General features: G+C 65.3%; 16 protein-coding genes. 9 read left to right on the top strand and 7 right to left on the bottom strand.

Features of this window, described 5'->3' with window-relative positions; translation table 11 throughout:
* Nucleotides 1-153: 153 nt before the first annotated feature.
* The 5 genes from NAO55_RS09685 (at nt 154) to selO (ending at nt 9,804) form a co-directional block, all read left to right on the top strand.
* Nucleotides 154-1,047: a polyprenyl synthetase family protein gene (locus NAO55_RS09685; RefSeq protein WP_102838835.1), complete on the top strand. Its 894-nt coding sequence runs from the start codon at nt 154-156 to the stop codon at nt 1,045-1,047.
* A 104-nt stretch (nt 1,048-1,151) separates the two neighbouring features.
* On the top strand, nt 1,152-2,954 hold the full coding sequence (locus NAO55_RS09690) for an acyl-CoA dehydrogenase (protein ID WP_102838836.1): 1,803 nt from the start codon (nt 1,152-1,154) through the stop codon (nt 2,952-2,954).
* 127 nt (nt 2,955-3,081) lie between these two features.
* Entirely contained in the window at nt 3,082-4,827 is a 1,746-nt protein-coding gene (locus tag NAO55_RS09695; RefSeq protein WP_102838837.1) for a potassium/proton antiporter, read from the top strand.
* A 128-nt stretch (nt 4,828-4,955) separates the two neighbouring features.
* Nucleotides 4,956-8,252: a mechanosensitive channel MscK gene (gene mscK, locus NAO55_RS09700; protein WP_102839656.1), complete on the top strand. Its 3,297-nt coding sequence runs from the start codon at nt 4,956-4,958 to the stop codon at nt 8,250-8,252.
* A 91-nt stretch (nt 8,253-8,343) separates the two neighbouring features.
* Complete coding sequence (selO, locus tag NAO55_RS09705; RefSeq protein WP_102838838.1) at nt 8,344-9,804, top strand: protein adenylyltransferase SelO; 1,461 nt, start codon at nt 8,344-8,346, stop codon at nt 9,802-9,804.
* Nucleotides 9,805-9,861: 57 nt separating this feature from the next.
* On the opposite strand, the gene NAO55_RS09710 is transcribed toward selO, so the two are convergent.
* From NAO55_RS09710 to NAO55_RS09730, 5 genes are all read right to left on the bottom strand, one after another.
* Nucleotides 9,862-11,052, bottom strand: coding sequence for a hybrid sensor histidine kinase/response regulator (locus NAO55_RS09710; protein ID WP_102838839.1), 1,191 nt, complete (start codon nt 11,050-11,052; stop codon nt 9,862-9,864).
* A gap of 2 nt (nt 11,053-11,054) precedes the next feature.
* On the bottom strand, nt 11,055-11,654 hold the full coding sequence (locus NAO55_RS09715) for a chemotaxis protein CheB (RefSeq protein ID WP_063540764.1): 600 nt from the start codon (nt 11,652-11,654) through the stop codon (nt 11,055-11,057).
* The gene (locus tag NAO55_RS09720) at nt 11,651-12,469 is read right to left on the bottom strand and encodes a CheR family methyltransferase (protein WP_102838840.1); all 819 of its coding nucleotides are present in this window, start codon (nt 12,467-12,469) and stop codon (nt 11,651-11,653) included. The genes NAO55_RS09715 and NAO55_RS09720 overlap by 4 nt, the downstream gene beginning before the upstream one ends.
* Before the next feature lies 1 nt (nt 12,470).
* Complete coding sequence (locus NAO55_RS09725) at nt 12,471-15,971, bottom strand: response regulator (RefSeq protein WP_102838841.1); 3,501 nt, start codon at nt 15,969-15,971, stop codon at nt 12,471-12,473.
* Nucleotides 15,972-16,172: 201 nt separating this feature from the next.
* Nucleotides 16,173-16,331, bottom strand: a complete 159-nt coding sequence (locus NAO55_RS09730) for a YqaE/Pmp3 family membrane protein (RefSeq protein WP_073865913.1) — start codon at nt 16,329-16,331, stop codon at nt 16,173-16,175.
* 427 nt (nt 16,332-16,758) lie between these two features.
* Here NAO55_RS09730 and NAO55_RS09735 point away from each other — a divergent pair, with 427 nt between their 5' ends.
* Nucleotides 16,759-17,751, top strand: a complete 993-nt coding sequence (locus tag NAO55_RS09735; RefSeq protein ID WP_102838842.1) for an SDR family oxidoreductase — start codon at nt 16,759-16,761, stop codon at nt 17,749-17,751.
* A 7-nt stretch (nt 17,752-17,758) separates the two neighbouring features.
* Here NAO55_RS09735 and NAO55_RS09740 read toward each other — a convergent pair whose 3' ends face one another.
* Together NAO55_RS09740 and NAO55_RS09745 are read right to left on the bottom strand one after the other, a co-directional pair.
* Nucleotides 17,759-17,947, bottom strand: a complete 189-nt coding sequence (locus NAO55_RS09740) for a hypothetical protein (protein ID WP_063540759.1) — start codon at nt 17,945-17,947, stop codon at nt 17,759-17,761.
* Nucleotides 17,947-18,780 carry an MBL fold metallo-hydrolase gene (locus NAO55_RS09745; protein ID WP_102838843.1) on the bottom strand — a complete coding sequence of 278 codons (834 nt, stop codon included), beginning with the start codon at nt 18,778-18,780 and terminating at the stop codon, nt 17,947-17,949. Before NAO55_RS09745 ends, NAO55_RS09740 begins: the two co-directional genes overlap by 1 nt.
* A gap of 180 nt (nt 18,781-18,960) precedes the next feature.
* Between NAO55_RS09745 and NAO55_RS09750 the strand changes: the two genes are divergently transcribed.
* The 3 genes from NAO55_RS09750 to NAO55_RS09760 are packed head-to-tail and all read left to right on the top strand — an operon-like array spanning nt 18,961 to nt 21,589.
* Nucleotides 18,961-20,337: an NfeD family protein gene (locus NAO55_RS09750; protein ID WP_102838844.1), complete on the top strand. Its 1,377-nt coding sequence runs from the start codon at nt 18,961-18,963 to the stop codon at nt 20,335-20,337.
* Nucleotides 20,327-21,085, top strand: a complete 759-nt coding sequence (locus NAO55_RS09755; RefSeq protein ID WP_102838845.1) for a slipin family protein — start codon at nt 20,327-20,329, stop codon at nt 21,083-21,085. The genes NAO55_RS09750 and NAO55_RS09755 overlap by 11 nt, the downstream gene beginning before the upstream one ends.
* Nucleotides 21,086-21,589 carry an LEA/WHy family protein gene (locus NAO55_RS09760; protein ID WP_102838846.1) on the top strand — a complete coding sequence of 168 codons (504 nt, stop codon included), beginning with the start codon at nt 21,086-21,088 and terminating at the stop codon, nt 21,587-21,589.
* The last annotated feature ends 41 nt before the right edge of the window (nt 21,590-21,630 follow it).

Raw genomic sequence — 21,630 nt, forward strand, 5'->3', positions numbered from 1 at the left:
TCGGCTCCCCGGAATGACTTCATTGGACGTGATGACCTGAAAAAAGTGCTATGCGATGGCACGAGTTGTACAAGTTTCTGTCAAACCGTCCATCAGGTTGTACAACCTATCCGCCATCCTGGCTCGTGCCGGGACGCCAGCGAGGGCAGCGCCATGCAAACGCCGAATACCAGCCTCCCGCTCCCGTCATGCGACAGCCTGCTGCGCCTGCGCCGGCAAGTCGACGAGCGCCTGGCGCTGCGCCTGCCGTTTCCCGAATCGGAGCTGGACACGGTCACGCTCGCGCTTCGCGAGGGCACCCTGGCACCCGGCAAGCGCTTGCGCCCGCTCTTGCTCCTGCTGGCGCTCGGCGACCTGGGCAGCGACCCGACCATCGGCCTGGATCCGGCCTGTGCGCTGGAGATGATCCATGCCGCGTCGCTGTTTCTCGACGACATGCCCTGCATGGATAACGCCAGCCTGCGCCGCGGCCAGCCGACTCTGCACCTGCGTTTCGGCGAAGACGTCGCCGTACTCGCCTCGGTGGCCCTGCTCAGCCACGCCTACGGCATCACCGCCACCGCTCCAGGCCTGACGCCCAGACAGCGCAACGAAGCGGTCGCCATCCTGGCTCGCGCCGTCGGTGCGCAGGGCCTGGTGCGAGGGCAGTTCCGCGACCTGCACGGTGCGCAGCAACGGGCTCACCCACTCGATGCAGCCACCACCACCAACCAATTGAAGACCGGCTCCCTGTTTAGCGCTGCGCTGACCCTGGCCGGGCTGCTGGTCGGGGCCGATCGAACGCTGATGCGGCATCTTCACGGTTTCGCCGTCGAACTGGGCCTGGCCTTCCAGCTGCTCGACGACATCGCCGACGGCCTCAGCCCCGAGCAGACCGGCAAGGATTGCCAGCAGGATCGGGCCAAGGCCACGGTGGTCTCGCTGCTCGGTCCGCAGGCCGCGCGCCAGCAACTGGCGACGCACCGCGAAGCGGCACTGGCGCACTTGCAGGCCGCCGGGCTGGCCGAAGGCGAGCTCGCCTCGCTGATGCGCCAGCTGCTCGGCTAGCTGACGAGGGCGACCGTGTTGACGCTCCATCAGTGCAATGGATGGAGCTAGGCAATGGAAAACCGCGGTCCTTAGACTCGGGTCGATAAAAATGGAGGTTGACCATGACCGAGACCCTGCTCTGCCCGCGCAACCTGGCTTTCGAACTCTACGAAGTGCTCGACGCCGAAGCCCTGACCCGCCGCGAGCGCTTCGCCGAGCACAGCCGCGAAACCTTCGATGCCGCCCTCGGCACCGCACGTACCATCGCCGAGAAGTACTTCGCCCCACACAACCGCAAGTCCGACGAGCACGAACCGGTCTACCAGAACGGCGAGGCTGTGCTGATTCCCGAGGTGAAGCCGGCGGTCGATGCCTTTATCGAGGCGGGCTTCCACAACGCCGGACGCAACTTCGAAGACGGCGGCATGCAGATGCCCAACCTGCTGTCGCGCGCCTGCTTCGCTCACTTCCAGTCGGCCAACATCGCCACCAGCTCCTATCCGATGCTGACCATGGGCGCGGCCCACCTGATCGAGGCCTTCGGCTCCGACGAGCAGAAGCGCCTGTTCCTGCAGCCGATGATCGATGGCCGCTTCTTCGGCACCATGGCGCTCACAGAGCCGCACGCCGGCTCCTCGCTGTCGGACATCCGCACCCGCGCCGAACCGGCCGGTAACGGCAGCTATCGCCTGAAGGGCAACAAGATCTTCATCTCCGGCGGCGACCACCCGCTGTCGGAAAACATCGTGCACATGGTGCTGGCCAAGCTGCCGGACGCACCGCCCGGGGTGAAGGGCATCAGCCTGTTCATCGTGCCGAAGTTCCTGGTCAACGACGACGGCAGCCTCGGCGAGCGCAATGACGTGCTGCTCGCCGGTCTGTTCCACAAGATGGGCTGGCGCGGTACCACCAGCACCGCGCTGAACTTCGGCGACAACGGCAACTGCGTCGGCTACCTGGTAGGCGAGCCGCACAAGGGCCTGGCCTACATGTTCCAGATGATGAACGAGGCGCGCATCGGCGTCGGCATGGGCGCGATCATGCTCGGCTACGCCGGCTACCTCTACTCGTTGAACTACGCCCGCGAGCGTCCGCAGGGTCGCCTGCCGGACGGCAAGGACCCGGCGTCGACCCAGGTACCGATCATCGAGCACACCGACGTCAAGCGCATGCTGCTGATGCAGAAGGCCTATGTCGAAGGCGCCTTCGATCTCGGCCTGTACTCGGCACGCCTGGTGGACGACGAGCACACCGCCGAGAGCGACGAGGAGCGGCGCAACGCCGGCGAACTGCTCGACCTGCTGACGCCGATCGTCAAGTCCTGGCCATCGGAGTACTGCCTCAAGGCCAACGAGCTGGCGATCCAGATTCTCGGCGGGCATGGCTACACCCGCGAATACCCGGTGGAACAGTACTACCGCGACAACCGCCTCAATCCGATCCACGAAGGCACCCACGGCATCCAGTCGCTGGACCTGCTCGGCCGCAAGCTGATGCAGAACAAGGGCGCCGGCCTGCGCCAGCTACTCGGGTTGATCCAGGCCAGCTGCGCGCACGCCGCCGAGTACGACTCGCTGAGCGCACTGCGCCAGCCGTTGGAGCAGCACATCGCCCGCCTCACCAGCGTGACCCAGGCGCTGCTCGGCGACCTGATGGCCGGCAAGGTCAACCAGACCCTGGCCAACTCGGCGCTGTACCTGAAGGTATTCGGCCATGCCGTGGTTGGCTGGCGCTGGCTGGAACAGGCGCTGCACGCCGAGCGCGGGCTGGCCGAAGGCAATCCGGCCGATGCCGACTTCTATCGCGGCAAGCTACAGGCGGCGCGCTACTTCCTGACCTGGGAGGTACCGGGCTGCGCCCATGAGCTTGCCATTCTCGAAGCCCGCGACGACACCTGCCTGGGCATGCAGGACGCCTGGTTCTAAGCCGTTAGAAATCCTGTTACAGCGCCCCGCACAATGCGGGGCTTTTTTTTGACAGCCCGTCAAATCATCAGGTTAGAATCGCTGGCATGCCCCCTGCATGGGGCCGCAATGACCGGGGAGAGCGCATTTGGACGTCGGCAACATCAACCACCTGTTTTTTATCGGTGCCTTGTTGGTTGCTGCCAGCATCCTGATGAGTTCGCTGTCGAATCGCCTCGGCGTACCGATCCTGGTCATCTTCCTCGCCGTGGGCATGCTCGCCGGCGTCGACGGCATCGGCGGTATCGTCTTCGAGGACTACCAGCTCGCCTTCGTCATCAGCAACCTGGCGCTGGCGGTGATCCTGCTCGATGGCGGCATGCGCACGCGCACCGCGACCTTCCGCGTCGCGCTGAAACCGGCCTTTTCCCTGGCCACCCTGGGCGTCGCCATCACCTCCGGCCTGACCGGCCTCGCCGCCGCCTGGCTGTTCGATCTGCCGCTGCTGCAGGGCCTGCTGATCGGTGCGATCGTCGGCTCCACCGATGCCGCGGTGGTGTTCAATCTGCTCAACGGCAAGGGCCTCAACGAACGGGTCGGCTCGACCCTTGAGATCGAATCGGGCAGCAACGATCCGATGGCGATGTTCCTTACCGTCGCGCTGATCGACATGCTGCTCGCCGGGCAGACCACGTTCGGCTGGAATTTCCTGCTCAACCTGCTGCAGCAGTTCGGCATCGGCACCGTGCTCGGCCTGCTCGGTGGCTGGCTGCTGCTGCAACTGATCAACCGGCTGTCGGTGGCCGACGGGCTCTACCCGCTGCTGGCGGTGGCCGGCGGCCTGATGATCTTCGCCCTGTCCGGCGCGATTGGCGGCAGCGGCATCCTGGCGATCTACGTCTGCGGTCTGCTGCTGGGCAACCGGCCGATCCGCAACCGCCACGGCATCCTGCACATGTTCGACGGCCTGGCCTGGCTCAGCCAGATCGGCATGTTCCTCGTGCTCGGCCTGCTGCTCACGCCCAGCGAGCTGTTGCCCATCGCCCTGCCGGCGCTGCTGCTGTCGCTGTGGATGATCCTCTTCGCCCGGCCGCTGGCGGTATTCGTCAGCCTGCTGCCGTTTCGCAGCTTCCACCTGCGCGAGCGCCTGTTCATCTCCTGGATCGGCCTGCGCGGCGCGGTGCCGGTGATCCTCGCGGTGTTCCCGCTGATGGCCGGGCTGGAAAATGCCCAGCTGTTCTTCAACGTGGCGTTCTTCATCGTCCTCGTATCGCTGCTGCTGCAGGGCTCGACCCTGGCCTGGGCGGCGAAGAAAGCCAAGGTGGAAGTCCCGCCGGCGCCTATGCCGATCTCGCGCACCGGCCTGCAGGTGCACACCACCAGCCAGTGGGAGATGTTCGTCTACCGCCTGAGTGCCAGCAAATGGTGCGTCGGCGCCGCGCTGCGCGAGTTGAAAATGCCACCCGGTACTCGCATTGCTGCGCTGTTCCGCGGCAAGGAGCTGCTGCACCCGTCGGGCAGTACCCGTCTGCAGGTGAACGACATCCTCTGCGTGATCGGCCATGACGAAGACCTGCCGGCCCTCGGCAAGCTGTTCAGCCAGGCGCCCAAGCGCGGCCAGGACCTGCGCTTCTTCGGCGATTTCATCCTCGAAGCCGACGCCCAGCTCAGCGCCATTGCCGCGCTCTACGGGCTCAAGCTCGGCGAGGTCGACGGCAGCCTGAGCATCGGTGCCTTCATGGCCGAGCAGGTCGGCGGCCGCCCGGTGGTCGGCGACCAGCTCCAATGGAACGGTCTGACCTGGACCGTGGCGGCCATGGAAGCCGGCGAAGTGCGCAAGGTCGGCCTGAAATTTCCAGAAGGCGACAAGCCCGGCCCGCAGCTGATGTTCTGATGCCAGCACAGCCGCCGGCTGGCGCGGCCTCGCCGCTCATCCGCCGCTCGGTTGCCGGGTACTCGCGCTGGGCCGGCACAGTCCGTAGACTTCCGCTCTTCCCGGTCATCCGCTACGTCACTGCCCTCATGTCACTTCTGCGCACGCTGTTGCTCTCGACGCTCTGCCTGATCGTCGCCCCCTTGCATGCCCAATCGCTGGACAGCCTCACTGGAACGCCCCCCAGCGCCGAAGGCGAAGCGAAGCCCGCCGCGCAATCGCTGGGCGAGCAGACCCAGCGCATGGTCGAGCAGACCGAAACCAGCAAGACCCGCCTCGACGAGCTGAAGACGCAACTGGCGCAGGCGCCGAAGGAGATCGCCGAAGCCCAGCGCGAGCTGGCCAGACTCAAGGCCAGCCCCGAGCAGGACCCCGCCGAACGCCACGCCAAGCAATCGGTCGAGGCGCTGGAGCAGCGTCTGAGCGCGCGGGTCGAGGAACTGGCTGAATGGCAGAAGCAATACAGCTCGGCCAACAGCATGATCATCTCGGCGCAGACACGCCCCGAACGCGCTCAGGCGCAGATCGGTACGGCACAGACACGCATCCAGGAGATCAACAACCTGCTCAAGAGCGGCCGCGAAGCCGGCAAGCCGCTGAGCGACGAGCGACGAGCGCTGCTAGATGCCGAAATCCTCGCGCTCGGCGCGCAGATCGAGCTGCGCCGCCAGGAACTGGCCGGCAACAGCCTGCTGCAGGACCTCGGCAAGGCTCGCCGTGATCTGCTCGCCGAACGCATTCGGCGTGCGGAGGAAGAAACCCAGGCGCTGCAGAACCTGATCAACGAAAAGCGCCGGGCCGAATCGGAACAGACCGTGGCGGAGTTCTCGGCACGGGTGCAGCAGGCCGGCTCGGACAAACTGCTCGCCGCCGAAAGCGCCGAGAACCTCAAGCTCTCCGATTACCTGCTGCGCGCCACCGAACGCCTCAACCGTCTGAACCAGCAGAACCTGCAGACCCGTCAACAGCTCGACACGCTCAACCAGACCGACCAGGCACTGGAGGAGCAGATCGCCGTGCTCGAAGGCAGCCTGCTGCTGTCGCGCATTCTCTATCAGCAGAAGCAGGCGCTGCCGAGCCTGCAGCTGGACAAGAATCTCGCCGACGAGATCGCCGATATCCGCCTCTATCAGTTCGAGCTGAACCAGCGCCGTGAAGCCGCAGGCAACCCCTCTGCCTACGTCGAGCAGCTGTTGGCCCAGCAGAACGCAGAGGAGGTCACACCGGAACTGCGGCGCACCCTGCTGGAGCTGGCGACCACCCGCAGCGAGCTGCTCGATCGGCTCAATCGCGAACTGGATGCCCTGCTCAACGCATCCATCACCCTGCAGCTGAACCAGAAGCAGCTGCAGGACACCGCCAGCGCGCTCAGCGAAACCCTCGACGAGCAGATGTTCTGGATTCCCAGCAACAAACCGCTCGATTTCAGCTGGTTGAAGACCGCGCCCCTGCTGCTGGAGCGGCAAATCAGCACCCTGCCTTGGGCGTCGGCGCTACAGGGCCTGGCCGCCGGGCTGGGTGAGCGGCCGCTGCTGTTCCTGCCACTGTTCCTGATGATCGCAGCGCTGCTCTGGCGGCGACCGGCGATCAACGCCAAGCTGGACGCACTGAGCAAAGACATCGGCCACTTCCGCAACGACAGCCAGTTGCATACGCCTCTCGCCCTACTGCTCAATCTGCTGCTGGCGCTGCCCGGCGCGCTGCTGCTGGCGCTGTGCGGTTACCTGTTGCAGATCGATGCGCGCGGACAGAATCTCGGCATCGGCGCCGCGTTTTACCAGATGGCGCAGGGCTGGCTGGTGTTCTACACCGCCTATCGCATGCTCTCCCCTGGGCGGGTTGCGGAATTGCATTTCCGTTGGTCGCACCCGCAGGTGATCTTCCTGCGCAACGAGATTCGTCGCCTCGGGCTGATCGTGCTTGCGCTGGTGGTGGTGGTCAGCATTGCCGAGCAACGACCGGCCAACCTGGCGGACGACGTGCTGGGGCTCCTCGTCGTTCTTGCCTGTTATGCACTAATGAGCTGGCGGCTGACGCGCATGCTGCTCAAAGGCCCGTCACATGAAAACGCCCCACCGAGCCGCCTGTTGCTCGGGATGACTTTTACCATGCTTCCCCTGGCACTGATCGTCGCAGTCGGAGCGGGTTACTACTACACCGCACTGAAACTTACCGATCGACTTATCGACACGCTCTACCTGCTGATGATCTGGGTCGCGCTCGAGGCTACGCTGGTTCGATCGCTGACCATCGCCGCCCGACGGCTTGCCTATCAGCGAGCTATCGCCAGGCGCCAGGCGGCCGAAGAATCCGCCAACACGGAGCTTGACGAAACGGTCGACGAGCCGGGGCTGGATATCGAACAGGTCAACCAGCAGTCCTTGCGCTTGACCCGGCTCGCCACTTTCGCGCTACTGCTGGTGGCACTGTACTGGGTCTGGTCGGACCTTTTCTCGGTAATCTCATACCTGGATAACGTCGCCCTCTACGAATTTTCCAGCGGCAGTGGCGACACGCTGACCACTTCGACGATAAGCCTGAACGACCTGATCGGCGCACTGGCAATCATCGGCATCACGCTGGTGCTGGCGCGCAACCTGCCTGGCTTGCTGGAGGTTGCAGTGCTATCGCGCCTGCGCTTGGCGCCCGGTAGCGCTTATGCCACTGGCACGCTGCTTTCCTACACGCTGGTCGGCACTGGCATTGTCTCGAGCCTGTCGACCCTCGGTGTCAGCTGGGACAAGCTGCAGTGGCTGGTAGCGGCGCTCTCGGTGGGCCTGGGCTTCGGCCTGCAGGAAATCTTCGCCAACTTCGTTTCCGGCCTGATCATCCTGTTCGAGAAACCAGTGCGTATCGGCGACGTTGTGACCATCGGCAATCTGTCCGGCACGGTCAGCCGCATTCGCATCCGGGCCACGACGATCACTGATTTCGACAACAAGGAAATCATTGTCCCGAACAAGACATTCGTGACCGATCAGTTGGTGAACTGGTCGCTGAGCGATACCGTCACGCGCGTCACGATACGCATCGGGGTCGAATTCGGTTCTGATCTTGAAGCCGTCCGCGAAATGCTGTTCAAGGCCGCCCGGGAGAACGCGCGCGTGCTAAAGGAACCCGAGCCGCAGGTGTTCTTCCTCAACTTTGGCGAAAGTCGACTGGAACACGAGTTGCGCCTGCACGTCCGTGATCTGGGTGACCGCAACCCCGTGATCGACGAGATCAACAGGCGCCTGGACCGGGAGTTCCGTGAAGTTGGCATCGTCGTCGCCTTCCGCCAGCTGGATGTGCATCTGAAGAACCGCAATGGCCAGCAGCTGCAGCTCAGCGCTACCCCCAAGCCGTTAGAGGATGGCGACAAATCGGAGACCGACGATCGCGGCTGAGGAACGCCCAGACGGATCGCAGCCTCCAACCACCTGAACACGCCCGGCAATTGCCGGGCTATTCTTGCCTGCATGCCGCGCCGGAGGGATCTTGAAGACCCTGACCCAACTGACCTTCGACAACCGCTTCGCCCGCCTTGGCGATACGTTCTCCACCGAGGTGCCGCCGCAACCACTCGAGGCACCGCGCCTGGTGGTCGTCAGCGCGGCGGCCATGGCGCTGCTCGACCTGGACCCGGCCGAGGCCGAGCAGCCGCTGTTCGCCGAGCTGTTCTCCGGACACAAGATCTGGTCGACCGCCGAACCGCGGGCGATGGTTTACTCCGGTCATCAGTTCGGCAGCTACAACCCGCAGCTCGGCGACGGCCGCGGCCTGCTGCTCGGTGAGGTGGTCAACGAAGCGGGCGAGCACTGGGACCTGCACCTCAAGGGTGCCGGCAAGACGCCCTACTCGCGCATGGGCGATGGCCGTGCCGTGCTGCGCTCGTCGATCCGCGAGTTCCTCGCCAGCGAGCATCTGCACGCGCTGGGCATCCCCAGCTCCCGCGCGCTGTGCGTGACCGGCTCCGACACCACGGTCTACCGCGAACGACCGGAACGTGGCGCCATGCTGCTGCGCCTGGCGCCCAGCCACGTGCGCTTCGGCCATTTCGAATTCTTCTATTACACCCGCCAGCATGCCGAGCTGAAGCAGCTGCTCGAGCATGTCATCGAGGCCCATTTTCCCGACCTGCTGGAACACCCCGAACCATTCCACGCCTTCTTCCGCGAAGTGCTCGAACGCACCGCGGCGCTGATCGCCCGCTGGCAGGCCTACGGCTTCTGCCACGGGGTGATGAACACCGACAACATGTCGATCCTGGGTATCACCTTCGATTTCGGCCCCTATGCCTTCCTCGACGATTTCGACGCGCGGTTCATCTGCAACCACTCCGACGATACCGGCCGCTACTCCTTCGAGAACCAGGTGCCCATCGCCCACTGGAACCTGGCGGCGCTGGCCCAGGCGCTGACGCCCTTCGTCGAGGTCAAGCTGCTGCGTGAAGCCATGGAGCTGTTCCTGCCGCTGTACGAAGCCGAATGGCTCGACCTGATGCGCCGACGCCTGGGCTTCGCCGCGGCCGAAGCGGATGACGAGGCACTGGTGCGCCGCCTGCTGCAGCTGATGCAGGCCAGCGCCGTGGATTACACGAACTTCTTCCGCGAACTCAGCGAGAGTCCTGCCGAACAGGCGGTACGCCGCCTGCGCGAGGACTTCGTCGATCTGCCGGGCTTCGATGCCTGGGCCGCGGACTATTGCGCGCGCACCGCACGCGAGGGCAGCGTGCCGGCCGAGCGCCAGGCGCGCATGCAGGCGGTCAACCCGAAGTACATCCTGCGCAACTACCTGGCGCAGCAGGCCATCGAGGCGGCGGAGAAAGGCGACTACGGGCCGGTGCGCGAATTGCATCAGGTGCTCAGCCGACCGTTCGATGAGCAGCCCGGCATGCAGCGCTACGCCGAGCGCCCGCCGGAATGGGGCAAGCATCTGGAGATCAGCTGCTCGTCCTGAGGTGCGCGGCCCGTGACGGGCCGAGTCCATATCGCCCGCTGGAGTGCCGTCGCTGCGCTACTTGCCCAATGGCAGCAGCACGCGGAACCGCGAGCCCTGACCTTCCTCGCTGTGAACCTGGATGCGGCCGTTGTGCGCCCTGACGATCTGGTCGGCGATGAACAGGCCAAGCCCGAGTCCGGCGCTGCTTTCGCTACCCTCGGCACGCTCGAACTGGCAGAAGATGCGCTCCAGACTCTGCGGGCTGATGCCGATGCCGTGGTCGCGCACCTCGATGCACGCACCCTCCGCACAGGACGCAACACTGACATGTACCGGCTTGCCGGCACCGTAGCGCATCGCATTGGTCAGCAGGTTGGCCAGCACCTGTTCGATACGGAAGGCATCCCAGACGCCGATGATCGGCTCGTTTCGCTCCAGCCGCAGTTCGCAGCCGCAGGCTTCCATCTGCGCTGCGAAACTCTCCACGACGTTGCCCACCAGTTGCGCCAGATCGATCTGAGCCGGGCGGATCGACAGTTTGCCGGTACGGATTCGCGACACGTCGAGCATGTCGTCGATCAGCCGGATCAGGCTCTGAATCTGCCGCTCGTCCTTGTCCACCATGTTGCGCAGGCGCTCTTCGCTGAAGGCCTCAAGGTTGTTGCGACCGAGCTGCAGCTTGCGCAGCTGCACCTCGAGAATCAGGGTGTTGAGCGGGGTCTTCAGCTCGTGGGAGACGATCGACATGAAGTCATCGCGCATGCGCACCGCATTCTCCAGCTCAGCCTGGGTGCTGCGCAGTTCGTCGAGCAGCACTTCCTGCTCGCGGCGACTGCGCTCCAGCGCATCGAGCTGGCGAGCCAGACGCTTGCGCCCGCGATACAGGTCGACGAACACACTGACCTTGCTGCGCACCGCATGGGCGTCCAGCGGCTTGTGCATGAAATCCACCGCGCCGCTCTCGTAGCCCTTGAAGGCATAGTTGAGTTCGCGACCGGCGGCGCTGACGAAGACGATGGGGATCTGCTTGGTGCGCTCGGTGCCGCGCATCAGCTCGGCCAGCTGGAAGCCGTCCATGCCCGGCATTTGCACATCGAGAATGGCCAGGGCGAATTCGTGCCGCAGAAGCAGTTCGAGCGCCTGTTCGGCCGACTCGGCCTGGTACACCCTGACGCCCGGCGCCTGCAGCAGTGCATCAAGGGCCAGCAGGTTCTCCGGCAGGTCATCGACGATCAGCAGATTCACCTCGTCGGTATGGTCGGGCATGGTCACTCCAGTTCTCGCAACAATCGGTGGATGTCGCGCAGAGGCAAGATGAAATCCGGCGCGAAGCGCTGGAGCGCGGCACGCGGCATGGTCGGTACCGCCGCTTCGGCTGGGTCCTGGACAACGGTCAGGCCACCACAACGATGGATCGCCTCGAGTCCCGCGGCGCCGTCCTCATTGGCACCGGTGAGCAGCAGCCCGGCGAGTTGCGCGCCCCATGCATCGGCGGCGGACTCGAACAGTACGTCGATGGACGGCCGCGAGAAATGCACCGCATCGTCCTGGCTCAGCGACAGGCTGCGATCGCGCTCGACCAGCAGGTGATAGCCGGGCGCCGCGAAGTACAGGGTGGCGCCACTTACCGCGTCCTTGTCGTCGGCCTCCTTCACCCGCAACCGGGTCCGGCGGCCGAAGATTTCGGCCAGGTGGGTCGGGCCGTTGGCCGGAACGTGCTGCACCACCAGAATCGGCAGGCGGAAGTTGGCCGGCAGATCGTCGAGCAGCATGCCGAGCGCCTCCAGCCCGCCAGCCGAGGCACCGATCACCACGGCCTCGATGGGCGGCTGCCGTTTGCTGCGCAATATAGCCTGCTCGCTGCTCATAGCTTGCGGAAGATCCTTTCCGATTTGTCGAATGGCTCGTAGAGACCGGCAAAGGCCGAGAACTCGACGGTCTCCTTGCTGCCAAGGCCAAGGAAACCCCGGTGGCAGAGCGACTCGTGGAACAGGCCGAACGCCCGATCCTGCAGCGGCTTATTGAAGTAGATCAGCACATTTCGGCAAGAAATCAGCTGTGTCTCGGAAAATACGCTATCGGTCGCCAGGCTATGGTCGGCAAACGTAACCTTTTCTTTCAGCGACTTGTCCATGATCGCCGAGTCGTAGGCGGCGGTGTAGTAGTCGGAAAAGCTCTGCGTGCCACCGGCCTGCTGGTAATTGGCGGTGTACTGACGCAGGTGGTCGATGGAGAAGATGCCCTGGCGCGCCTGTTCCAGCGACCGCGGGTTGATGTCGGTGGCGTAGATGATCGAACGCTCCAGCAGGTCCTCTTCCTTGAGCAGGATGGCCATCGAATAGACTTCCTCGCCGGTGCTGCAGCCCGCGATCCAGATCTTCAGCGACGGGTAGGTACGCAGCACCGGCACCACGTGCTCGCGCAGCGACCGGTAGTAGCTCGGGTCGCGGAACATCTCGCTCACCGGAATGGTGAGGTACTGCAGCAGCTCCATGAACGCCTGCGGATCGTAGAGAATCTTGCGCTGTAGTTCGGAGATGCTCTGGCACTGCAGCTGCTTCAATGCCAGCAATACCCGGCGCTTGAGCGAGGCGCCGGAATAGTCGCGGAAGTCGTAGCTGTACTTGAGGTAGATCGCCTCGATCAGCAGCTTGAGTTCGATCTCGACGTTACGGTCGGGCATGTCACAGCAGCTCCACTTTCGGCAGCCAGACACGGATCAGCGAGAACAGCCGATCGAGGTCGATGGGCTTGGCCAGGTAGTCGTTGGCGCCAGCGCTCAGGCAGCGATCCTGGTCATCCTTCATCGCCTTGGCGGTCACCGCGATGATCGGCAGCTTGGCGAAACGGGAGTCCTTGCGAATTTCCTGCATGGCGGTGAAGCCATCCATCTCCGGCATCATGATGTCCATCAGCACCAGGTCGATGGTGCCGTCGTGCTGCAGCCTGTCGATGGCCTCCAGGCCATTGCGGGCGATTTCCACCAGTGCGCCCTTCTGCTCCAGCGCGCTGGTCAGGGCGAACACGTTGCGTACGTCGTCGTCCACCACCAGGATCTTGCGGCCCTCGAAGGCCTTCTCGCGGCTGCGCGCGCTTTTCAGCATCTTCTGCCGCTCGGGCGGCATGTCCGACTCGACCTTGTGCAGGAACAGGGTGACCTCGTCGAGCAGGCGCTCCGGCGAGCGCGCCCCCTTGATGATGATCGAGCGCGAGTATTTGAGCAGCGCCGCTTCCTCGTCGCGGGTCAGGTTGCGCCCGGTGTAGACGATCACCGGCGGGAAGGAGCAGATGTCCTCCTTGGCCATGCGTTCGAGCAGTTCGCTGCCATCCATGTCCGGCAGTTTGAGATCGATGATCATGCAGTCGAACACGGTGCTGCGCAGCAGTTCGAGGGCCTGCTCGCCGAACTCGACGGCGGTGATCTCAATGTCCACGTCCTCGATCAGCCGCGACATGCTCTCGCGTTGCAGGGCGTCGTCCTCGACCAGCAGGATGCGTTTGACCTTCTGCGCCAGCTTGGCCTCCAGCCGGCTGAAGACGTCCTTGAGTTCTTCGCGGGTGGTCGGCTTCATTGCGTAGCCCACCGCGCCCATCTGCAGCGCCGCTTCCTTGCGGTCCTCTACCGATACCACGTGCACCGGGATATGCCGAGTGGCGGGATTTTCCTTGAGGCGTTCGAGCACGGTCAGCCCGGAGTGATCCGGCAGGCGCATGTCGAGCAGGATCGCGTCGGGCTTGTACTGCACGGCGGTATCGAAGCCGTCGTCGGCGTTCTGCGCCAGCAGGCAGCTGTAGTTCAGCTCGTGGGCGAGGTCGTAGAGGATGCGCGCGAACTGCGGCTCGTCCTCGATCACCAGTACGCAGCGCGCCTCGAACGGCCGCTCGTCACGGTCGTCCGGCAGCCACTGGCGGGGAGCCGCGGCACGCTGCAGCAGGTCTCGCTCGACGGCGGCTGGAGGCGCCGGAGGCTCGAGCGCGACCACAGGCGCCGCCACCGGCACGCTGGCAGGCGTGGTGGGGCGCGGCTCACTGTAGTGTTCCGGCACCACCAGGGTGAAGGTGCTGCCCGCCCCCGGCCTGCTCTGCACCTCGATCTCGCCACCGAGCAGATTGGCCAGTTCGCGCGAGATCGACAGCCCCAGGCCGGTGCCGCCGTAGCGGCGATTGGTGGTGCCGTCGGCCTGACGGAACGCTTCGAAGATGGCGGCCTGCTGCTCCGGCGCAATCCCGATGCCAGTGTCGCGCACGGCGAATGCCAGCTGGTCTTCGCCACGCTTTTCCACCCGTAGCGTCACCGAGCCCTTCTCGGTGAACTTGAAGGCATTCGCCAGCAGATTCTTGAGAATCTGCTCCAGACGCTGCCGATCGCTGAACAGGCTGACCGGCAGATCATCGGCCAGCTCGACCTCGAATTGCAGCGATCGCTCCATGGCCTGTGGCAAGAACAGGTTCTTCACCCCATCGACCAGTCGCGCGAGCACGGTCAGCTCGGGGTGCACCTCGAGCTTGCCGGCCTCCACCTTGGAGATGTCGAGAATGTCGTTGATCAGCGTGAGCAGATCGTTGCCCGCCGAATAGATGGAGCGGGCGAACTGCACCTGATCGTCGCTGAGATTGCCCTCGGGGTTGTCGGCCAGCAGCTTGGCCAGGATCAGCGAGCTGTTCAGCGGCGTGCGCAACTCGTGGGACATGTTGGCGAGGAACTCGGACTTGTAGCGGCTGGCGCGCTGCAGTTCGTCGGCGCGCTGCTCGAGCATCAGCTGGGCCTCGTTCAGGCGCTGGTTCTTCTCGTCCATCTCGTCGCGCTGACGCGCGAGGGTTTCGGTCTGCTCGGCCAGCTGCTCGTTGGTCTGCTCCAGCTCGGCCTGCTGTTCTTCCAGGTGCGATTGCGACTCGCGCAGGGCGCTCGACTGTTCTTCCAGCTCTTCGTTGGCGGCACGCAGCTCTTCCTGCTGCACCTGCAGCTCCTCGTTGAGCTGCTGGGTTTCGGCCAGCACCTTCTGCAGGCGCTGGCGGTAGCGCGCTGCCTCGATCGCCGAGCCGATGCTGGGCACGATGCGCCGCAGCAGCTCGCTGTCCTGCTCGCGCAGCGGTCGCAGGAAGCCCAGTTCGATCACGCCATTGAGCAGGCCGCTGTCTTCCACCGGCACGATGAGCACCGAACGCGGCTGGGTGCAGCCCAGCGCCGAGGTCACCTTGAGATAGCCGGCCGGCAGGTCTTCGAGCGCCATCATCCGCCGCTCCAAGGCGGCCTGCCCTACCAGCCCCGTACCGACCTCGAGGCTACGCGCGCTCTGCAGATGCTCCGGGTCGTAGGCGTATTCGGCAACGCGCTGCAGCTTGCCGTCCTGCACCACGTACAGCGCGCCGACGGCGGCGTCGATGTAGCGCGAGAGGAAGTTCAGCACGCCCTGGCCCAGGGCCGGCAGCGCCAGTTCGCCGATGATGGAGTCGCTGAGCTGGGCCTGCCCGGTGCGATACCAGGCCTGTTGCTCCAGCGCCTCGGCATGGGACTGTTGGCGCTGAAGCGACTCCGAGTAGCTTTCCGACAGCGAGGTCAGGTCGCGGCGGCCAAGGTAGACCAGCAGGCCGCTGAAGATCAGGCTGAACAGCAGGAACCCCCCGATCAGCGCGGTGGTGATGACCTCCGAGACATCTGTACGCTCGCTGCGCAGCTGGCGTTCGCGGGCGATGAAATCGTTGAGCAGCCGGCGCTGATCCTCCTTCAACTCGAGCCCACGTTTGCTCTGCACGTCCTCGATGACCGAAAGCCCCTGACCGCGCTGGCCGATCAGGTCCTCGGCAAAGGCCAGCCACTGGCTGTGCAGCATCGCGACGCGTTCGACGCGTTCGAGCTGCTCGGCATCTTCCGCCGAGTACTTGCGCATCAGTTCCAACTGCTCCTCGAACAACGGCCGCTCGCGCTCGTAGGGCTCGAGGAACCGCTCCTGGCCGGCGATCAGATAGCCACGCATCGAGGATTCGATGTCGTTGAGCATCTTCTGCGCCTCGTGCGCATAGGCGACGCCTTGAACCGAGCGCTCGACCCATTGGCCCACACTCAGCAGGTAATAGACGATGGCGCTGAAGAAGAAGGCGCTGAGAAAACCGAACCCCAGGGGCACCGCCACGTTGCGGTTGAGGATCCGCCTGAAATTGTTCTGGTCGATGAAGGACTCGCTCATCTGGTTTCCTTTCCGTGTACCCGGGGCGGGCGAACGCAAGCAAGGATTGCCGGCGGCAGGCATGGCTACCGCCTGATCGCACTCGTTAACGGCGTTTTCTTGAGTGTTTCCCGCGCAATAGGTTCCATAGCGCCGGGACGGCGACTCTACACGGCCAGGAGAGGGAGTTCAAAATGGCCCGACCATCCGGGCCGGGGCTCGTCAGCGGCGGGCGATGACCCAGACCGCATGGATGATGCCCGGGATGTAGCCCAGCAGGGTGAGCAGGATGTTCAACCAGAACGCACCGGCAAAGCCCACCTGGAGAAATACGCCCAGCGGCGGCAGCAGAATCGCAAGGATGATGCGGATGAGGTCCATCATGGTCTCCGTCAGGTCAGAGGTCGCCAAACTTGGCTTACCTGAATCGACCTGATCGGTGTCGACCGGTTCCTTCGCGCTGCCGCCGGGCAAGTCCGCTGCCGGGGCAGCGGCGCCACGATCCGAAGGCGACCGGATAAGTCGCCGAGGGCATCTGATCGATGCACAGAGGAAAGGACGCAGCCCCACCTGCGGTGGCTGCCGCGTCGTGCCACTTCGCCTTTTGGACCAAGGGGCAGCGCCAGGCTTTCGCTTAGCCTGCTAACAATCTCAGACTAAAGACGTAATCGCTATTGGCCATTGGTCGATAGCCGAGCGGATCACTCGGAAAATGCGTCCGTCGTGAGCAGGAACTCGCCAGCGCTGCGGCAGGTCGCTTACAGAGCCGGCCAATGTACCGGCGGTTAACTGACGACAGGGGGATTCCATGGCCGAACCAACTGCGGTGATCTGCGGTGCGACCGCCGGTGTCGGCCGCGCGACCGCCTGGGCCTTCGCCAGGGCCGGTTACCGCGTGGCATTGATCGCCCGTGGCGAGCAGGGGCTGCACGAAACGAGGCTGCAGATCGAAGCGTCGGGCGCGCAGGTGCTGGCCCTGTCCGTCGATGTCGCCGACGCGGCTGCGCTGGACGCCGCGGCGACGCGCATCGAGGCGGAACTGGGGCCCATCGAGGTCTGGGTGAATGCTGCAATGGCCACCGTGTTCGGGCCGGTCGCCACGCTCAGCGCAGAGGAGATCGCCCGCGTCACCGAGGTCACCTATCTCGGCAGCGTGCACGGCATTCTCGCTGCGCTGCGCTGCATGCGCCCACGCAACCGCGGCACCATCGTCCAGGTCGGCTCGGCGCTGGCCTATCGTGCGATTCCGCTGCAGTCGGCCTATTGCGGCGCCAAGTTCGCCATCCGCGGCTTCATCGATTCACTGCGCTGCGAGCTGATTCACGACAAGAGCGCCATTCGCCTGACCATGGTGCAGTTGCCGGCGCACAACACGCCGCAGTTCGACTGGGCGCGCAACCGGATGAGCCGGCGCGCGCAGCCGGTGCCGCCGATCCACACGCCGGACGTCGCGGCCCGCGCCATCCTGCGTGCGGCCAGGCATGCGCCACGAGAACTCTGGCTGGGTGCCGCCAGTTTCAAGGCGATCCTGGGTACGCAGCTGATGCCCGGCCTGCTCGATCGAATGCTCGCCCGTCAGGCCTGGGATGGTCAGCTGACCGCCGAACCTGCCCCGTCCGAGCGACCCGACAACCTGTTCGAGCCGGTAGCGGGTCTGCACCGGACCGACGGGCGTTTCACCGAGCAGGCCGTACCCCGGGCCGTATCGCTCAGTGCGGCGACCGCCAGCGGACTGGCCGTTGGCGCCGGTGCGCTGTTGGCGCTCGGCGTTGGCCTGTTGCTCGGCCGTCGCCGGCGCTGAGCTGCAGTTACCGGCGCGGCTCGCGTTTGCGGCGGATATTGATCCAGGAGAGCACGGCCAGCGCCAGCATGGCGCCGGTCATGCTGTAGTTGCCGATCGCCGCATAGCCGAGCGCGGCCAGCGAACAGGCGCCGAAGCCGATCCAGCGCACGGCGGCCATCATCCGCTCCACCGCCCGGCTGCGTGGCGCCGCCATCAGTGCGCACCACGCTGCATGCGCGCCAGCTCCTGCGCGTCATGGCTGCAGAACAGCGTGACCTCGTCGCGGTGCTCCAGCGACAGCGTCCACAGCCGGTGCTGATTGGCCAGCCGCGCGGTGCGATCGACCTCCATCATGCGCTGGTAGAAGCGCAGCCCCGGCGTGCAATGGCGCTCGTTGCGGCCGACCTCCTCGCGGAAGAAATAGGCGTCGCCGGCATGCAGTAACCAGCCGCTGTCGGTCTGCACGGCGACCCCGGCGTGACCATGGGTATGCCCCGTCAGCGGGATCAGCTGGATTTCCGGCGGCAGCCCGCGCAACTCGCGAGCGGCCTGGAAGCCGAACCAGAGATCGCCGCCCGGCTCGTAGAACTGCCAGTTGCGCACTTCGTCCCACTGCCGGTGACGGTAGCGGTTGTGGCCGATGAAGCTGCGTGTCGCCCGGGCGGCATCCATCTCGCGCTGCAGCACGTGCACCTGTGCCTGCGGAAAATCCGACAGGCCGCCGGCGTGGTCGAAATCCAGATGGGTGAGCACGATATGACGCACGTCCCCGGCGTCAAACCCGAGCTGGCGCAGCTGCTCCAGCGCGGTGTAGCGCGGCTCCAGCTGGATGTTGTTGAGCACGCGGAAGAACCGGCTGAGGCGATCACCCGGGCGCCGCACGTCTTCGGTGCCGAAACCGGTATCCACCAGCACCAGCCCGTGCTGGTCGGTTTCCAGCAGCAGGCAATGGCAGACCAGCTGCGCCGTCAGCCCCTTGCTGAAGCCATCGAACAAGGCGCCGCCGAGCGGGCACATGCAACCGCAGTTCAGGTGATGGACGCGCATGGGCACTCCTCGCTCGACGAGCCGACAGGATCGCCGGCTCTATGTCGTCAGAGGCCGTGCCGCGCGCCGGAGTTCAGCCCGCCAGGATGCGAACTCTGTCCGCCGCAACCCGGTAACAGCCGGTGGTCTACGCTGAACAGGGGCACGCCGGGTGCCCGTTCGCACGAGAGGACGCCTGTCATGCCTCGCCATCCCGCCCACTGGCTGCTGGCCATGCTGCTCCTGCTGGCGGTCCAGAGTGCGAGCGCCGCCGCACCGGTGACGCTGCTGCGGGTCGATGGCGCCATCGGTCCGGCGAGTGCCGACTACATCCTGCGTGGCCTGCAACACGCCCGCGACGAGGGCGCGCAGCTGGTGGTGCTGGAACTGGACACTCCCGGCGGACTGGACACCTCGATGCGCGCCATCATCAAGGCGATCCTCGCCAGCCCCATCCCGGTCGCCACCTACGTCACCCCCAGCGGCGCCCGCGCGGCCAGTGCCGGCACCTACATGCTCTACGCCAGCCATGTCGCGGCGATGGCGCCGGGCACCAACCTGGGCGCGGCGACGCCGGTGCAGATCGGCGGCATGCCCGGCGCGCCGCCCGAGCAGCCGCAAGGCGAGCGGGACGAGCAAACCAAGGCACCCGGCGATGCCATGAGCCGCAAGCAGGTCAACGACGCGGCGGCCTATATCCGCGGCCTCGCCCAGCTGCGCGGGCGCAACGCCGAGTGGGCCGAGCAGGCGGTGCGCGAGGCGGTCAGCCTGTCGGCCAGCGAAGCGCTGGAGCACAAGGTGATCGACTACCTGGCGCGCGACGTCGCCGACCTGCTGCGCCAGCTCGACGGCAAGACGCTCGCCGTCCCGGATATCGAAGTCACGCTGCACACGGCTGACGCGCAGTTGATCGAGCACGCGCCGGACTGGCGGGTACGCCTGCTGGCGGTGATCACCAACCCGAGCGTGGCACTGATCCTGATGATGATCGGCATCTACGGGCTGATCCTTGAATTCTCCAACCCCGGCATCGGCGCCGGCGGCGTGCTCGGCGGCATCTGTCTGATCCTCGCGCTGTATTCGCTGCAGCTGCTGCCGGTGAACTACGCCGGCGTGGCGCTGATCCTGCTCGGCATCGCCTTCATGGTCGCCGAAGCGTTTCTACCGAGCTTCGGCGTGCTCGGCATCGGCGGCGTGGCCGCGTTCGTTGCCGGCGCGGTGATCCTGATCGACACCGAAGTGCCCGGCTTCGGCATTCCGCTGGCATTGATCATCACCCTTGCCCTCACCAGTGCGCTGCTGGTGTTCGCCATCGTTGCCATGGCGCTGAAGGCGCGACGCCAGCGCCTGGTTGGCGGCGACAGCGAGCTGATCGGCAGCGTCGCGCCGATCAGCTCGGTCTCGACACAGGATCCGCACAGCGCCTGGCTGCATCTGCAGGGCGAGAATTGGCAGGTGCACAGCGCCACGCCGCTGGCGGCCGGCCAGCAGGTACGCGTGATCGCGCGGCACGGACTGCAGCTGGAAGTCGCTGCACAGCCATCAAGCAATCGAGAGGAGCTGAACCATGGGCTATGAAACGAGTTTTCTGGTGTTGCTGGTGCTGCTGTTCGGCCTGCTGGCGTCGACGTTCCGCATCCTGCGCGAATACGAGCGTGGCGTGGTGTTCATGCTCGGACGTTTCTGGAAGGTCAAGGGGCCGGGCTTGATCCTGGTGATTCCCGGCATCCAGCAGATGGTGCGGGTCGATCTGCGCACGCTGGTGCTCGATGTGCCGACCCAGGACGTGATCTCCCGCGACAACGTTTCGGTGAAGGTCAATGCGGTGGTCTACTACCGCGTGCTGGACGCGCAGAAGGCGATCATCCAGGTCGAGGATTACCATTCGGCCACCAGCCAGCTGGCGCAGACCACGCTGCGTGCGGTGCTCGGCAAGCACGAACTGGACGACATACTGGCCGAACGCGAACAGCTCAACAGCGACATCCAGCAGGTGCTCGATGCGCAGACCGACGCCTGGGGGATCAAGGTGGCGAACGTCGAGATCAAGCACGTCGACCTCGACGAATCGATGATCCGGGCCATCGCGCGGCAGGCCGAAGCGGAACGCGAGCGGCGGGCGAAGGTCATTCATGCGGAGGGCGAACTGCAGGCGTCGGAGAAGCTGATGCAGGCCGCCGAGATGCTCGGCCGGCAATCGGGCGCCATGCAGCTGCGCTACATGCAGACGCTGAGCAGCATCGCCGGTGACAAGAGTTCGACCATCGTTTTCCCGCTGCCCATCGAGCTGCTGCAGGGCATCAAGAACCTCGACAGGAAACCCTGAGTGCACACATCTTCCGCGTTCCACCACCCGCTGCGCCTGCTGCTGATCATTCTGCTTGCATCGGCTCTGGGCGCCTGCGCTGCCTTTTCGCCGCGCGATCCGCTCAATGTCCAGGTCGCCGGTATTCAACCGCTGCAGGGCGAGGGACTGGAGGTGCGCTTCCTGGTCAAGCTGCGCCTGCAGAACCCCAACGAGGGCGCCATCGACTACAACGGCGTCGCCCTGGACCTGGAGATCAACGGCCGGCGGCTGGCCAGTGGTGTCAGCGACCAGCGCGGCACGGTGCCGCGCTTCGGCGAGAGCGTGCTCGAAGTGCCGGTGACGATCTCCGCCTTCTCCGCCGCGCGCCAAGCCCTGGGGCTGGCCGAGCACATCGGCCTCGACGAAGTGCCCTATGTCTTGCGCGGCAAACTCGCCGGCGGCCTGTTCGGTACCCAGCGCTTCGTTGAGAAGGGCACATTTGACCTGTCACCCGTGAAAGACTCGCCCTATCGACGCCCCTGAGCAGCTGCTCCACACGTATGGCTGCGCTTGCAAAAATGCAC

It is taken from the genome of Stutzerimonas frequens (assembly GCF_024448335.1).
GTDB lineage: Bacteria > Pseudomonadota > Gammaproteobacteria > Pseudomonadales > Pseudomonadaceae > Stutzerimonas > Stutzerimonas frequens.